The 14,958-nt window shown below is 69.1% G+C and carries 10 protein-coding genes and 1 pseudogene; 2 read left to right on the top strand and 9 right to left on the bottom strand.

Features of this window, described 5'->3' with window-relative positions:
- Both Q0P59_RS19135 and Q0P59_RS19130 read left to right on the top strand, forming a co-directional pair.
- Nucleotides 1–605, top strand: a pseudogene (locus Q0P59_RS19135) (ATP-binding cassette domain-containing protein); the annotation flags it as partial.
- Nucleotides 602–991 (top strand): diacylglycerol kinase, encoded by a 390-nt coding sequence (locus Q0P59_RS19130; RefSeq protein ID WP_295009382.1) that lies wholly within the window; start codon nt 602–604, stop codon nt 989–991. The pseudogene Q0P59_RS19135 and the gene Q0P59_RS19130, both read left to right, overlap by 4 nt.
- Before the next feature lie 12 nt (nt 992–1,003).
- Here Q0P59_RS19130 and Q0P59_RS19125 read toward each other — a convergent pair whose 3' ends face one another.
- The 9 genes from Q0P59_RS19125 to Q0P59_RS19085 form a co-directional block, all read right to left on the bottom strand.
- Entirely contained in the window at nt 1,004–2,668 is a 1,665-nt protein-coding gene (locus Q0P59_RS19125; protein ID WP_295009380.1) for a phosphoethanolamine--lipid A transferase, read from the bottom strand.
- A gap of 52 nt (nt 2,669–2,720) precedes the next feature.
- Complete coding sequence (locus Q0P59_RS19120; RefSeq protein WP_295009377.1) at nt 2,721–4,025, bottom strand: GGDEF domain-containing protein; 1,305 nt, start codon at nt 4,023–4,025, stop codon at nt 2,721–2,723.
- 39 nt (nt 4,026–4,064) lie between these two features.
- Nucleotides 4,065–4,808, bottom strand: a complete 744-nt coding sequence (locus Q0P59_RS19115) for a transporter substrate-binding domain-containing protein (protein WP_295009375.1) — start codon at nt 4,806–4,808, stop codon at nt 4,065–4,067.
- 126 nt (nt 4,809–4,934) lie between these two features.
- Complete coding sequence (locus tag Q0P59_RS19110; RefSeq protein ID WP_295009373.1) at nt 4,935–8,315, bottom strand: UvrD-helicase domain-containing protein; 3,381 nt, start codon at nt 8,313–8,315, stop codon at nt 4,935–4,937.
- 10 nt (nt 8,316–8,325) lie between these two features.
- The gene (locus Q0P59_RS19105) at nt 8,326–8,631 is read right to left on the bottom strand and encodes an STAS domain-containing protein (protein WP_295009371.1); all 306 of its coding nucleotides are present in this window, start codon (nt 8,629–8,631) and stop codon (nt 8,326–8,328) included.
- A 31-nt stretch (nt 8,632–8,662) separates the two neighbouring features.
- Nucleotides 8,663–9,211, bottom strand: a complete 549-nt coding sequence (locus Q0P59_RS19100) for an NAD(P)H-dependent oxidoreductase (protein ID WP_295009369.1) — start codon at nt 9,209–9,211, stop codon at nt 8,663–8,665.
- A 13-nt stretch (nt 9,212–9,224) separates the two neighbouring features.
- Entirely contained in the window at nt 9,225–11,927 is a 2,703-nt protein-coding gene (locus Q0P59_RS19095) for a PD-(D/E)XK nuclease family protein (protein WP_295009367.1), read from the bottom strand.
- 25 nt (nt 11,928–11,952) lie between these two features.
- The gene (locus tag Q0P59_RS19090) at nt 11,953–12,645 is read right to left on the bottom strand and encodes a helix-hairpin-helix domain-containing protein (RefSeq protein ID WP_295009366.1); all 693 of its coding nucleotides are present in this window, start codon (nt 12,643–12,645) and stop codon (nt 11,953–11,955) included.
- A gap of 49 nt (nt 12,646–12,694) precedes the next feature.
- Nucleotides 12,695–14,887 carry a patatin-like phospholipase family protein gene (locus Q0P59_RS19085; protein WP_295009364.1) on the bottom strand — a complete coding sequence of 731 codons (2,193 nt, stop codon included), beginning with the start codon at nt 14,885–14,887 and terminating at the stop codon, nt 12,695–12,697.
- Between the last annotated feature and the right edge of the window lie 71 nt (nt 14,888–14,958).

Below are 14,958 nucleotides of genomic sequence, written 5' to 3'. Positions count from 1 at the left end.
AGGGCGACGGCATGATCAAGGTCGAGATGCACTTCCTGCCCGACATCTACGTGCCCTGCGACGTCTGCCACGGCAAGCGCTACAACCGCGAAACGCTGGAAGTCCAGTACAAGGGCAAGACCATCCACGACGTGCTCGGCATGACCGTCGAGCAGGCACGCGAATTCTTCGACCCGGTGCCTGTGGTGGCCCGCAAGCTGCAGACCCTGGTCGATGTCGGCCTCAGCTACATCACCCTCGGCCAGAGCGCGACCACGCTGTCCGGCGGCGAGGCGCAGCGCGTCAAGCTGGCGCTCGAACTGTCCAAGCGCGACACCGGCCGCACCCTGTACATCCTCGACGAACCGACCACCGGCCTGCATTTCCAGGACATCGAGATGCTCCTCAGCGTGCTCCAGCGCCTGGCCGCCAACGGCAACACCATCGTCGTCATCGAGCACAACCTCGATGTGATCAAGACCGCCGACTGGATCGTCGACCTCGGCCCCGAGGGCGGCGGCGGCGGCGGCCGCATCCTGGTTTCCGGCCCGCCTGAAATCGTGGCGAAACACAAAACCAGCCATACTGGCCGCTTCCTCAAACCGCTACTGGAAAAAACGGCATGAGCCACGAACCGGCCAAGAGCGCCATCGACGAATTCAAGGGCAAGCGGGGCCTGACCCGATTGATCAATGCGTGCGGCTACTCGAAGGACGGCCTGCAAGCCGCCTGGAAGAACGAAGCGGCCTTCCGCGAGGAAGTGCTGCTCGCCGCCGTCGCCTTTCCGCTCGCCTTCTACTTCGGCCACACCGGGATAGAGCGCGCCCTGCTGGTCGGCAGCATCATCGTCATCCTGATCGTCGAAATCCTGAATTCGGCAGTCGAGGCGGTGGTCGACAAGGCCTCGCCGGAAAAGCACGAACTGGCCAAGCGGGCCAAGGACATGGGCAGCGCGGCGGTGCTGCTGTCGCTGCTCAACGCCGCGGTGATCTGGGCCTGCGTGCTGCTTTAGGCCCCTGGACAGTCACTTCCGGCACTTGGCCGAGAAATCCATTTCCCGGGCGTAGACCGAGGTCTTCACATCGAGCAGCCCGAGCAGGGTATGGAAGATGTGATCGTGGCTGAGCGGCGTCGCGGCGACCTTGCCGATACAGCCGTCGTCGAGCCCGAAGCTCGCCGGGAAACCCGCCGAGAACCACATCACCATCGGCACCTTGGTCTGCACGTCCGGCGCGATCTTGTACGGCACGCCGTGCAGGAAGAGTCCCTTCTCGCCAAGCGATTCGCCGTGGTCCGAGACGTAGAGCAGCGCCGAGTCGTGGCCGGCATGCCCGCGCAGGGTGCGCACCAGCGAGGCGACCACGTGGTCGGTGTAGCGGATGGCGTTGTCGTAGGCATTGACGATGCTCTCGTTGCTGCACTTGGGCAGGTCGGGGTCCTCGCAGGCCGGCGTGAACTGCTTGAACGCATCGGGATAACGCTTGAAGTAGGCCGGTCCGTGGTTGCCCATCTGGTGCAGGACGATCATCAGGTTGCCCGGCGTTTCGCTGACCAGTTGTTTGAGCGTCTCGACCAGAGCGCCGTCCTGGCACTCGCCACCGGCGCAGGCCGCCGGCGATTTGGCCGGGTCGGGGCGAATCGACTCGACGCCGTTGCAGACGCCCTTGCAACCCGACTGGTTATCCACCCACACGACGCGGAAACCGGCCCGGGCGACGACGTCGAGCACCGATTCGCTGCGCCGGATGCGCGTTTCGTCGTAGGCGCGACGCCCCCAGGGCGAGAAGATGCAGGGCAGCGAGGTTTCGGTATCGGTGCCGCAACTGGTGACGTCGGCGAAATTGACGATGCCCGCCTCGGCGGCCAGTTCCGGCGTCGTCTGCCGGGCGTAGCCGGACAGCCCCCAGTTGGCGGCGCGCGCCGTCTCGCCGAGCACCATGACCATGACCACCGGCTTGGCGCGGGCGCTCCAGGCCGCGCCCGGGGTCGCGTCGGCGCCGACCGGCTCGCGCGGCCGGTCGGCCTCCTTGGCCTGGCTGCGCGCCACCTGGCTCAGCGAATAGAGATAGTTGGCCGGCGTGACCAGGAAACGCAGTTCCCGGTTGTTGCGCATCAGCGAGGCGATATCCTGGAAGTTGGCGAAGATCGCCCCTCCGGCGGCGAGCAGCGCCAGCAGCAAGGCCCCGGCGCGAACCGCCAGGGCACGCCGGAAAGTGCGCCGTTGCAGGCCGATGCGACTGAGCACCCAGAGCGGCACGGCGGCATAGAGCAGCAGTTGCGGGAGCAGCGACCAGGTCATCAGGTCGCGCGCCTCGCGCACGTCGGTCGCCATCACGTTGCGCAGCATGGCGGTGTCGAGATAGACCTTGTAGCGGCTCATGAAATGCACGGCGAAGGCCGTCGCCACGAACAGCAGGGCGAGCAGCGGCTTGGTCGTCCACCGCGTGGCGACCAGGCCGAGCAATGCGAAATGCAGGGCCACCAGCACGACCAGCAGCGAGGCGCCGAGCAGCCAGGTGGACGCTTGCGCCGGGTCGTAGCCGGCGAGCATGCCGGACAGGAACAGGCTGTTGCAGAACAGCGCGAAGAAAAGGCTGGCGAGCAGCAGCACGCTCTCGATGGAGAGCACGACCTGCCCCGCAGCGAGGCGTTGAGCGAAGGAGAAAAGCGCTGCCAACGGTCGACGCATTGAAAATCCCTGAAAATTTCAGCCCGGGATTTTACTGCCCGCCGCCACCCGCTCAGGGATTTTCTTGTATCGGATTTGTGACGACCCCGGCGCCGCTGATCACCACCCGGTTGCGCCCCTGGCGCTTGGCTTCGTACAAGGCTTCGTCGGCGTAGCGCAGGGCGACCTCGATCGGGCATTCGCTGGCGTCGGCCAGCCCGATGCTGACGGTGACCTTGACCCGTCGCCCGTCGGACAGCGGCACGTCGTTGTCGGCACAGGCGGCGCGCAGGCGTTCGGCCAGTTTCGCGGTTTCCGCCGTGGAAATCTCGGGAAACAGGAAGGCGAACTCCTCGCCCCCGTAGCGACAGACGAGGTCGGACTGGCGCAGCGCCTCGCGGACCCGTTCGGCGAACGCCTTCAACACGCTGTCGCCGGCGGCATGGCCGTAGGTGTCGTTGAGCTTCTTGAAGAAATCGAGATCGGCCATCGCCACGGTGACCGGCCGGCGATAGCGCTGGGACCGCTGCAGCTCCATCTCGGCCGAGTGCATGAAATGGCGCCGGTTCATCAGGCCGGTCAGGCCGTCCTTGTTGGCCAGCGACTCCAGGCCCCGGCGGATTTCCTCGTTCTGGACGAGCAGGTCATGGTGCTCGCGGATGGCCTCCTCGACCGCCTGTATCTCGAGCAGGCGCGAGGTATTGAACACCGGCGCCGGCTTTTCGGCGCTGAGGCCGGACAGGGCGTGATCGATGCGCTGCAGCGGATGGATCAGGTGATGGCGGACGAGCACGGCGAGTACGGCGAGGAACAGGCCGACCAGGAGCAGCACCGCCATCAGCTTGTAGCGCGCCAGGTTCATCACCGCCGACACCTGTTGCAGGTCGTTGCCGGCCAGGTTGATGCCCTCGATCGACACGTCGTCGACCTGGACGCCCAGGCGCCCGGCTATGCGCCGCCATTCGTCGTAATGCGCCGCCGGCCGCTGGTTGTCCCGCGCCGACTGGCCGACCACCTTGCCCAGAAACTGCTCCGCCTCCCGCGCCAGCTCGGCCGCCGCCGGATGCTCCAGCACGCTGGGATGGCTGGCGATCAGCGTCACCACGAACATCGACTGCTGCCGCGAGGCGTGCGAGCTCACCGCGAAGATGCGCTCCCCCTCCTGGCGCAGCTGCTCCAGGTTGCGCGCCAGGCGCTGGTAGCGAATGATTTCGGGAAAAGTCCGCTCCTGCAGGCGGCCGTTAACCTCGATCACCCGTTGCTGGTCCTCGGCGAGCAGCAACACCGCCAGGCCGAAGGCAACGACGAAGATGGCCGCCAGCAGGCCGAAGGCCCGGCCGGCATGAAAGCCGCGGCGGGCGACCGCGGGGTCAGGCATGGCGGTACGCCGGAAAGGCATGGAAAATCGACGAAGGCATCAACTCACCCGGAAAGGGAGAAAACGGGAGTTGATGCGATCATACGTCCCATTGCGCTTGATGCGCGCAAGCGCCGCGTTGATGTCGTTTTTCAGCTGCGGCCGATAGGGCGAGATGCCGAACGAGATATCGCCGCTCAACTCGGGCGCGCGCAACACGATCGGCGCCAGGCCCAGACCGCGGAAGGCACGGCTCTTCTGCATCTGCAACGCGGCGATCATCGGCACCAGCGCCGCCTGCGCTTCGCCGGCGACCAGCATGCGCGTCAGTTCGCCGCTGCTGCGCGCCGCCTTGACATCCCAGCCCTGGCGGCGGGCATAGTCCTCCTGGATCGAACCGCCGACCACGACGACGCGCACCCCCTGGCGTCCCGGCGAGGCATCGGCCGGCCCGAGCCACAGGCTGAACGAGCGGTAGTACGGGTCGGCCAGGATCAGCTTGCCCCGCTGCTCCCGGGTTTCGAAGACGCCGGTGGCGACGATGTCGGCCTTGCCTTGCAACAAGCGCGGCAGCGCATCGCTCTGGGGCACGACATCGAACACGCAGCTGGCGCCCATCTCGCTGCACAAGGCCCGGGCGATCTCGACGCTGAAGCCGGTCAGCTGCCCCGATTCGTCCCGATAGGCCAGCGGCGCGGCATCGTCGGCAACGACGATGCGCAACTCGACGGAACGCCCCCCTTCGGCCCCGGCTCCGCACGGAAGGAAGAACGTCAGCAGCAGGACGAGGAGGAGCCGTTGCATTCCCTGGACACATTATGACAATCGGCAATTATATGACGAGTCACTCGGCGGCGTGGCGGCTTATTCCCCTAGGGGATCACCCAGTAGTCCGTCACGCCGAGTCCGCGATGTTCGGCACGCCCCGCATCAACGCGAATCGGCGTGACTGACTACCAGTGGCAGTTCGACCAGCAGTCCCTGCATGGGAAAGAAGATCGCCGCCCGCAGCGGCAGCGGATCGCCGGCGAACAGGGCGGCATAGCGCTCCAGTTGCGGCCGGTGGCTTGCCGCCCGCTGGCGCAGCTCCGACTCGGGCAGGCGCGCCGTCTTGTAGTCGATGATCCAGCGGCAGCCGTCGGCGACAAAACAGCGGTCGATCACGTGATGGCTGGCCTGCGTGTCCTGCAGGCTGCTCCATGCCTGCTCGGCGGCGCCCTCGGCATGAGCGGCGAGCAGCCAGCGGCCCGGCTCGCTGTCGAGGGTGCAGGCCAGCGCCGCCACCGCTTCGGTGGCGCCGACAGCGGCGGCATCGGGAGGATGCCCCCGCTCCGCCAGCCAGCGTCGATATGCCGGTTCGGAGGCGGCCACGCGCGCTGGCGACCAGCCCGCCACCCCCTGCTGCGCGATGATCTCCAGGCAGCGATGGACCAGCGTGCCGACCGAGCTTTCCAGCGACAGCGCGTCATCGGCAGCGTCGAGGGCGAGCGGATTGTCGGCGCCCGGCCGGTCGGCCGGAAGGGCCTGCAGCGCCTCCGGGATGCCGACCTGGCGAAGACGGAGCAGCGGCGGCACGAAAGTCGCCGGATCGAAGCGCCCGCTATCGCGTTGCGGCACATCCCCGGCCAGCGCGGCAACGCATGCCGGCTGGGCGATGCCCGACCACAGCAGCTTGAGCAGGGTGCCGGCGGCCGGCGGCTTCAGGCCGTCGTCCTTGCGCTCGTCGGCCCTGGCGACGCCGACCAGGTGCAGGCGGCGGATCGCCCGCGTCGCGGCGACATAGAGCAGGCGTTCCGTTTCGTGCGCGGCGCGTTCGGCTTCGACGCGGCGCAGGTAGTCGTAGGCGGTCGGCTCGTCGCTGCCGGCCCCTTTCTGGCGCATCGGGGCGACCAGCAGATGCTCGCGGCCGTCGGCGGCCGGGAACAGGTCCCAGAGCAGCAGGCTGCTGTCGTTGCCGCCCGTATCCCGGTGCAAGCCGGGCAGGATCACCGTGTCGAATTCCAGGCCCTTCGACTTGTGGATGGTCATCATCTGCACCGCGTCGCCCTGCGGATCGGCCGGCGCGAACAGCTCGGCCGCATGTCCGGTCAGCGTATCGGCATCGAGGCTGCGGGCGGCGACCAGGCGATCGACCAGGGCGAAGAAGGCGGCCACGTCGTTGAGCGCTTCCGGCGCTTCCAGGCAGCGCGGGCCGCCCAGCATCAGCCACACGCCTTCCAGCCAGCGTCGCGGATGCTGCCGGTCGCGGGCGGCGAAAGCGCCGGCCAGCACCGCGCGCACATGCAGCAGGCGGCTGCGGCCGTCGGCGGAGAGACGCTGCACGCGCGCATCGTCCCGCATCAGCTGCCAGATCGTTTGCTGCCTGTCGTCGGCGGCCAGCGCATGCAGATCGGCCAGCGTCAGGCCGCACCACGGCGCCCGCAGCAGGGCCAGCCAATGCACGCGGTCGGCCCGGTGCTGCAGTGCCCGGAACAGGGTCAGCAGATCCTGGATGTGCTGCCGCCCGTCCAGCCCCTCGATATCCACCGCCTGGAAACGCAAGTCGGGGGCGCTGCGCCGGATCTCCGCGACCAGCGCGTCGAGGTGGCTGCGCGCCCGCACCAGCACGGCGACGCGCTGCGCCGGCGCATCCCGCCGCGCCTCGCGGATCAGCGCCAGCACCTGGCGCGCCTCCTCGCCGGCACCATCGTCCCCGTCCCGCTCAATGACCGGGTGCACGAACACGCCGCTGTCGGCCCTGGCCTCCCGGGTGGCGGCCGACTCGGCATAGCGCACGGCGCCGGTCTCCGGCCAGTCCTCGGCCGGAAATATGCCGGGAAACGCCGTATTGACCCAGTCGACGATCCCCGGATACGAGCGGTTGTTGCGGAACAGGCGCAGATGCTCGAGGCGAACGTCGCCGATGCCGTGCTCGCGGACGCGCAGGAACAGCCCGACGTCGGCCTTGCGGAAACGGTAGATCGACTGCATCGGGTCGCCGACCACGAACAGCGTGCGGCCGTCGTCGGGCATCCAACCGCGCATCAGCTGTTTCAGCAGATCGACCTGGGTCGGGCTGGTGTCCTGGAATTCGTCGACCAGCAGGTGGCGGATGCGATAGTCGAGCGCCTGCGCCAGGTCGGTCGGCGCCTCGTCGTCGCCCAGCGCCAGGCCGGCCCGGGCGGCGATTTCGATGAAGTCGACCTCGCCGGCTTCCTGGAAGGCCAGCCACAGCTGCCCGGCGACCAGGCGCAACAGGCGCGAAAAACATGCCACCGTGGCCCATTCGGCATCGCTCAGGCGCGGCTGCGGCAGCGTGCCCAGGACGCCCAGCGCCGCCTCGATGCCGACGCTCGCGCGCAGGTCGGCCAGCACCTCGAGCATGGCCTTCTTCTGCTCGGCGAACGGCTTGTCGGCCGGAAAGCCGCAGCGCTTGTCGACCGTCTTGCGCAGCGTGCCGGTGCCGGTCAGCAGCAGCCCGGCCAGCGCCTGCCAGCGCGCCAGGTCGTCGATGCGGGCGCGCAGCGGCTCGTTCCAGTCGAGCAGCGCCGCGAAGCTCCCCGGCGCATTGGCTGCCGCGAAGCGGGCCAGCGGCATGAGCAGCGACTGCAGGCGCCCGTCCAGCAACGCGCCGGCCAGGCGGAGATCGCGTTCGATCAGCCCGGCGAAGCCGGCCTCGACCTCGGCTTTCAGCTCGCCGCTTTCGATGCGCGAGGCATGCACCAGCCACTGGTCGCGCTTGCCGAGCATCGCCACGAGCAGGCTTTCCAGGCGCCCGGCGTTGTTGTCCATGAAAGCCAGCGCGCCGGCCACCACCTCGGCGTCGCTGCCTTCGGATTCGACCATCTCCAGCGTGCGCCGGGCCGCCGTGGCGTAATGGGCCGCGACATCCTCGCTCACCGCCGGCTGGCTGCCGAAGCGGCTGAGATAGGGCATCTGGCGCGCCAGGCTGGCGCACAGCGCGTCGAGGGTGGTGATGCGCAGGCGCCCCGGATGATCGAGCAGCCCCCAGCCCTGCTCGCCGTCGCGCGCCAGCGCCCTGCCGGCCAGCCGGAAGGTCAGCTGCTTGTGCGGCTCGGCGGGCAGCACCCCGCTCGCCGCCGTTTCCAGGCTGCGCAGGATGCGGTCGCGCATCTCGGTCGCCGCCTTGTTGGTGAAGGTCAGCGCCAGCACCTCTTCCGGGTGGTCGACCACAGCCAGCAGACGCAGGTAGCGCTGGGTGAGCAGCTCCGTCTTGCCGGCGCCGGCCGGCGCCTCGACGATGAACGAAGCGACCTCCAGCGCCCGTTCGCGGGCCAGCCGGTCCTCGGCCAGACGATCGGTCAGGGACATCGGCACCGGCTCAGGAAATCCGGAACAGGCGGGCGAAGTTGGCGACGTCCAGCACCTGCTTGACCACGCCCCGGGCATGGGCGAGTTCGACCGTCTTGCCAACCGCGCCCAGTTTTTCCCGCAGCAGCAGCAACATGCCGAGCGCCGAACTGTCGAGGTAGTCCACGCCGGCGAAATCGAGCACGATGACCTTCACCCCGGGGTCGGCGAGGTGCACGTCGTAGGCGCTCCGGAAATCGCGGTGCGAATCGAACTGGAATCGACCGCTCAGCCGGAGCGTGGCGCGTTCGCCGGTTCGGGACGGCTGGATATTCATGGATTCTCCCTGACGGTTCCCGTCGCTACGCTCAGGCCGCGAGGCGCCTGGTCCAGCTCGCCAGCGCCTGCATCTGGGCGGCAACCTGCTGGATCAGCTTGGCATCGGTAAGGTTGCCATCGGCATCGAAGGCGCCGACGAAGGCGTTGGCGAAGACTTCCGGCTTGTTGAGCGGATGCAGGTCGAGGAAGACGCAGACCTGGCGCAGGTGGTATTGCGCCCGCGACGTTCCCATGCCGCCGCCGGCGCCCATGATGGCCACTGCCTTGCCGGCGAGCAGCGCATTGTTCGGCTCGCGCGACGCCCAGTCGAGGCTGTTCTTGAGGGCCGGCGCGATCGAGTAGTTGTATTCGGGGCAGGCCAGGACCAGCGCGTCGGCGGCCGCCATGCCGGCCAGCAGCGCCTGGACGGCGGCCGGCTTTTCGGTCAGGTCGGCGTTGTACAGCGGCACGGCCGACAGGTCGGCGATTTCCATGCTCACGCCTGCCGGCAGCTCGGCCATCGCCGCCCGCAACAGGCCGGCGTTGGTGGATTGGCGGCGCAGGCTGCCGCAGATGCCCAGCAATTTCAGTTCACGCATGCTTTTCTCCCGTTCAATGGATAGGCTCGCCGGCATCGACGCCGGCCATCATTCCGGCTGCCGCCGCCAGCAAACGGCGACGCTCCGGCAAACGCAGCAGCGGCAGCACTTCACAATACTGCAGCCCCTTTTCATCGGCAAAGCTGACGCCGGCGACCCCGGCCTTCACTTCGCCGGCCACGGCATGCAGCCGCTCCCGCCAGTGGGTAATGACCGCGACCCAGTCGGGAAATTCAGCCGGATCGAATATTTTCTGCTTGTCCTCGCCGACGCCCTGCACCCCGGGCAGGATGTCCTTCTCGTCGGCGACGCCGGCGAAGGCCGGCTTGTCGAGCAGCACCTTGGCGAAGACCACGGCCGCCACCTCGTCGTTGACCAGGGCGGCGTAGATCGGCAGCTGCGGCTCGGTGATCCGCTGCCCGGCCCAGTTCTTCGTATCGATGGCGGCCCCGGTCTTGTAGTCGATGATGAGCTGCCGCCCGTCGTCGAGGCAGTCGATGCGATCGACGACCATCCTGACCTTGATGCCGTCGATCTCGACCTCGGCCTCCTGCTCGCAGGCGATGACCGCGAAGGCCTGGCCGCGCTGCCGTTCGACCTGCAGCCAGACCTCGAGCAGCTTGTGCAGCCGCGCCGCTTCCAGCGCCCGGAAGCGCGCCGGCAGCGTCGTGCGGCGCTCCGTTTCGAATGTCTGAATGGCGTCCGCCACCGCCGCTTCGATGACCTGCCGGCACGCCTCGTCGGACAAGACGGCGAGCGCCGCCGAGGTGCGCACCGCTTGCCAGAAGGCTTCCAGCGCCCCATGCACCAGCGTGCCGCGGGCGGCCGGATCGAGGCCCTCGACCGGCACCTCCATGGCCTCGCCGCCGAGGCGGTACTGGTAATAGGCCCAGGCCGGGCAGATCGCCTGCGCGCGCAACAGCCAGCTGCCGCCCGAAACCTTCTCGCCGTCGGCGACCGGCGGCGCGGCGGCGTCGTCCAGCTGGTCGACGGCGGCGCTCGCCGTGGCGGCCAGCTGCCTGGCCACGGTCTCCAGTCCGGCCGGCGAGGGCGTTTGCACCGGCAGCCCGGCCAGCAGGGGGCTGGGCCGCAGCAGGCGATTGCCGTCGGCCAGCGCGTAGGAATAGCCGACATCCGGCGCCGCCTGCGACAGCCGCGCATGGACGCGGCGGGCAAAATCGAGCTCGACCTCGGCGCTGGCGTGGCTGGCTCCCGCCGCCCGCAGCAACTCCGCCGGCAGCAGTGGATTGGGACGCGGCGACGGCGGCCAGCGGTCGTCGTTCAGGCCCATCACCCATAGCGCATCGAAGGACAGGCCGGCGCTCTCCAGCACCCCCAGCACCTGGATCGCCGGCTTGCCCCGCGTTTCGGGCTGGAACAGGCGCTGCCGGCACAGCTGGGAGAGGCGGCGCACCGCCTCGGCAAAGCCCAGCGGCCCGAGCAAGGCATCGAAACGCCCGAAACCGTCGAGCACTTCGCCGAAGGCGCGACGGGCCTGGTACTCGTGGCTGGACAAGGGCCGATCGCCCGGCCAGCCGGCCGCTGCCAGCGCGGCGCGGAAGACCCCGGCCCAGCGCCCGGGCGGCAGTTTGCGCGACGCCCCCTCGCTCGCCCCGACAAAGGCCGACAGCGCCGCCATGCTCTGCGGACACAGGGGCGGCGCCTTGGCCGACAGGCGTTCGGCCAGGCTCAGGATGGCGCGCAGCGTGGTGAAATACGGCAAATCGCGACGGACGGCGGCATCCAGCTGCGCCCGGCCATCGGCCTCCGCCTCGGCCGCCGACCAGCCGCCCGCCAGCAGCAGGGCCGACAGCCGCCCCTGCTCGATCTTGGCGCGACTGCCGCCCAGCGACAGCAGGTCGAGGGCAACGCGGATCACGGGGATGTCGGCCAGCGCGCGCCCCAGCGAGAAATTGAAGCAGCGCGGATGCTCGGCGGCATCGGGGCGAATCAGCGCCGGATGCAGGACGTCGTCGAGCAGGAATTCCAGGCGGTCGCGCACGCCGGCCAGGTCGGGGGCGACGATGCCGAGCCGGGCATCGGGATGGTCGGCCAGGCGCTGCCGCGCCCAGGCCACGACCAGCGCGCATTCGGCGTCGAGATCGGCGCAAGCGTGCACCGCTTGCCGGGGCTCCTCGCAGAAGGCCATGGGCTCCTGCCCGACGCCCACCCCGCGCGCGTTCAGGGCGGCCATCAGGTCGCGCTCGAGCGGCGTGAAGCGGTCGAAACCGGCGAACAGCACCGTCCCCGGCAAGGCGAAATGGCCGGCCTCGATCAGGCCGATCAGTTGCCGATGCAGCCCGGCCGCGTCGATCCAGCCCTCCGCCCGGCAACGCCGTTCGAACTCGGCCTGCCAGCCGACGAACAGGCGCGCCTCGTCGGAGAGCTGGGCGCCGCCCGGCTTGAGTTTCCAGACGCGGCACAGCGCCTGCGCCTCCGCCGCCGAAGCCGCCATGCCCTGGATATCGAACAGGGGCGCCGCGTCGGTCAGCGAGCCGGCGATCACCTTCTCCCAGAGCAGGCGCTCGGCGAAGGGGTCGAGCGCCGCCGGCAGGTCGGCCAAACCGCTCAAGCCGGCTTCCTCGGCCAGCCCGGCCAGCCACTGGGCCAGCGTCAACGCCCGCCGCGTCTGCCACACGCGCCGGCCGGCCGGCACTTCGCCGCGCAGCGTCTGGGCCAGGCGCGTCGTGGCGCACAGGGTCAGGCTGGCGTTCAAGCGGCGCCCCCGGGGCAACGCACGATCAATACGACGCCGCCGGAACGGCCGGCCTGGCAGGGCCCGCCGGTCTTGCCGGCGCGGCAGGTGCCGGCGCTGCGGCCGCCGAACCGCCTGCCGGGGCCGGAATGGACGCGGGACCAGCCGGCTTGACCGCCGGCACGGCGGGTTTCGCCGGCCCGCCCGGAACGGCCGGTGCCGCAGGCTTTGCCGGCGAAGGCGCGGCGGCAGGAGCGGCCGGGGTAGCCGGCTGGCTTTCGAGCATCGGCCGGGCCGGGCCGGCGGGGCGGGCCGGAGAAGCGCTTGCCGCAGGCTTTTCCGCAGCAAGCGCCGCGGGCTTGTTGTCCGTGGTCGATTTGCCGGGAACGGCCGGCCTGGCGGGGCTGCCAGGGAGCTGCTTGGCCGACGGGGGCGCGGCTGCCGGCTTCGGCGCCTCGGAGGCGCTTGCTGCCGGACGCGAAGCGCCGCTGACCGTCACTTCGCGGCGCAGGTCCTTCAAGGTCGAAGGGCCGATACCGGAGACATTCTGCAAGTCGTCGACCGACTTGAAGGGGCCGTTCTTCTTGCGGTAATCGACGATAGCCCTGGCCTTCGTCGGGCCGATGCCTTTCAGGCCATCGAGCTCCTCAACCGTCGCGGTATTGATGTTGACCTGGGCCACTGCCAGCCCGACCCACAGCAGCGCAGCCATTGCCAACGACAGGAAACGTGCTTTCATGGTCTCACTCCCGGTTGATTGGTCGCCCAGTATGCCATTGGCGGCGGCCTCAGGGCGTTCCGACGAACAGGAAGAGGTTGGATACGCCGCTCGTCGAGTAGCCGAAGCCGACATAGGCCGGGCCGAGCGGCGTCTGCCCGCCGAGGTAGATGGCAACCGAATCGACCAGGCCGTCGCGTTTCGATTCGCTGTAGCGCATTCCGATCCTGGCCGCCTCGAGGGCGAAGCCGAGGCGCATGTCGCCGCTCAGGCCGAGCGGCAGGTGACCGATGATCTGCTCGGTACGCAGGCCGAGGTAGCGGATGTCGTCGCCGATCACCTGGTTGGGCGCGAAGGCGGTCATGTTCAGGAAGCCGCCGAGGTAGCCGGCATCGTAGACCGGCAGGACGCCGCGCGGCGATCCGGTGTAGCGGAAGCGGGCGTTGAAGACGGTGCCGCCCAGCGCAAAGGCGCCCTGCAGGTTGGCTTCGGCCTTCGAATAGCCGACCTCCGGCGAATCGAAGTAGGAGAGCTGGGCCGCCCAGCCGCGCGTCGGGAAATGCATGCGGTCGAACTGGTCGAAATCGAGGCTGGCCTTCCAGCCGCCGAAGCTGGCGCCGGCGTTGGGCAGGGAAGGCGAGCCGATGTCGAGATCGTAATAGCGATGACGCTGCACCCAGCCCAGGCGCACCGGCCCGAGCACGCCGACATTGGCGCCGAGATGGACGCCATGGCCGTTCTCGGTGACCTTGTACTGGGCGATGCGGGCATCGTTCTGGTAGATGTTCAGGCGACTCTGCTCGACCCCGGCCGTCGCCTCGACGAACAGGCGCTGGGCCGGATCGAGCGGCTGGTAGACGTTGATGCCGAGGCGGTTCGTCGAGCCGACGTCGCCGGTCACGATCAGTTCGCCGCCGAGGCGATTGAGCCAGGTCGAGTGATAGGCGGCGCGCAGCCCGAACGAGGTCCCCTGGCTGTTGTCGGCCTGCAGGTTGAGGCCGAAGCGCAGGTAATCGGGGCCCCAGCGCTTTTCCACCGGGGTGACGCGCAGGATGTTCTTGTCGCGCTGCGTGAGTACCGTGTAATCGACGCTCTCGTACCAGCCGTCGCCGTACATGCGCAGCAGGTCGCGGTTGATTTCGGCCGGCTTGATGGTCTGCCCCGGCTCGACGTGCAGATGGCGCTCGACCGCCGCCGGATTGACCTTGTTCAGCCCGACGATCCTGATCTCGTCGATGCGCGGCGAACTGCGCCGCTTGACCTCGATGCCCTGCCACCAGGCGGCATAGGCGTCGGGCGGCAGGGACAGCTTGGCCAGCCGGTCGCCCAGTGCGTCGCCGGCCGCCTTGCCGCGATCGGCCGCCTCGGCATGCCGCGCAAAGTCGCCGGCCGTGATGCCGTTCAGATCGGGCTTGATGACGATGTCGCCCTCGCGCAGCAGGGCCAGCGAGCGGCTGACGTTCTGCTCGGTCAGGATGGCGATCATCTGCGCCGAGACGGTGATCAGCGAGCCGACCTCCTCGGCCTTGAGCAAGGGGGAGCCGACGTTCACGGCGATCACGACGTCCGCCTGGCAGCGTTCGCGCACCTCGGCGATCGGCAGGTTGTCGACCAGGCCGCCATCGACCAGCTTGTGCCCCTGGTGGTCGACCGGCGCCAGCAGCCCGGGCACCGACATGCTCGCCCGCATGGCCTGGGTCAGCGGACCATCGCGGAAAACCACGCGCTCGCCGGTGCCGATGTCGGTGGCGACGATGGAAACCGGCAGCGGCAGGTCCTCAAGATTGCGCTCGCCCTGGTTGGCCCGCACCAGCTGGTTGAAGAACAGCTTGATCTTCTGGCCGGTGACGACGCCGGTCTGGTATTTGACGCCATCGGTCATCACGCCGCTTTCCGAGCCCGCCAGGAAGCGCCGGGCCATCGTCTTGTTGCGATGGCTCAGCTCCGCGTAGTCCGGATTGTCGATGAACATGTCGCTCCAGTCCGCCGCAGCCAGGCTTTCGCGCATCGCGGCGGGCGACATGCCGGCCGCCCACGCCCCGGCGACCAGGGCGCCCATGCTGGTGCCGGCCACGCAATCGACGGGCACGCGGTGCTGCTGCAGGGTTTCGAGGATGCCGATATGCGCGGCGCCGCGCGCCCCGCCGCCGCCCAGGACGAGGCCGATACGCGGACGCGAGGCATCGGCGGCGAGCGCCGTGCCGGCGACGGCCAGCACGGCCGGAATCAGCAGGCGGGCCGCAATCCGGGGAAGTCGTGACATGTTTGTTCCAAGCGAAAAAAAGCCCCGCATCGCGGGGCTTTTCGGTGAAGCGCGGTCGGCTTACTTGGTGC

This window comes from uncultured Dechloromonas sp., from assembly GCF_945957265.1.
In the GTDB taxonomy this organism is placed as follows: domain Bacteria; phylum Pseudomonadota; class Gammaproteobacteria; order Burkholderiales; family Rhodocyclaceae; genus Azonexus.
The sequence above is the reverse complement of the archived record's forward strand: the minus strand, read 5'-3'. Positions and strand labels throughout refer to the sequence as shown.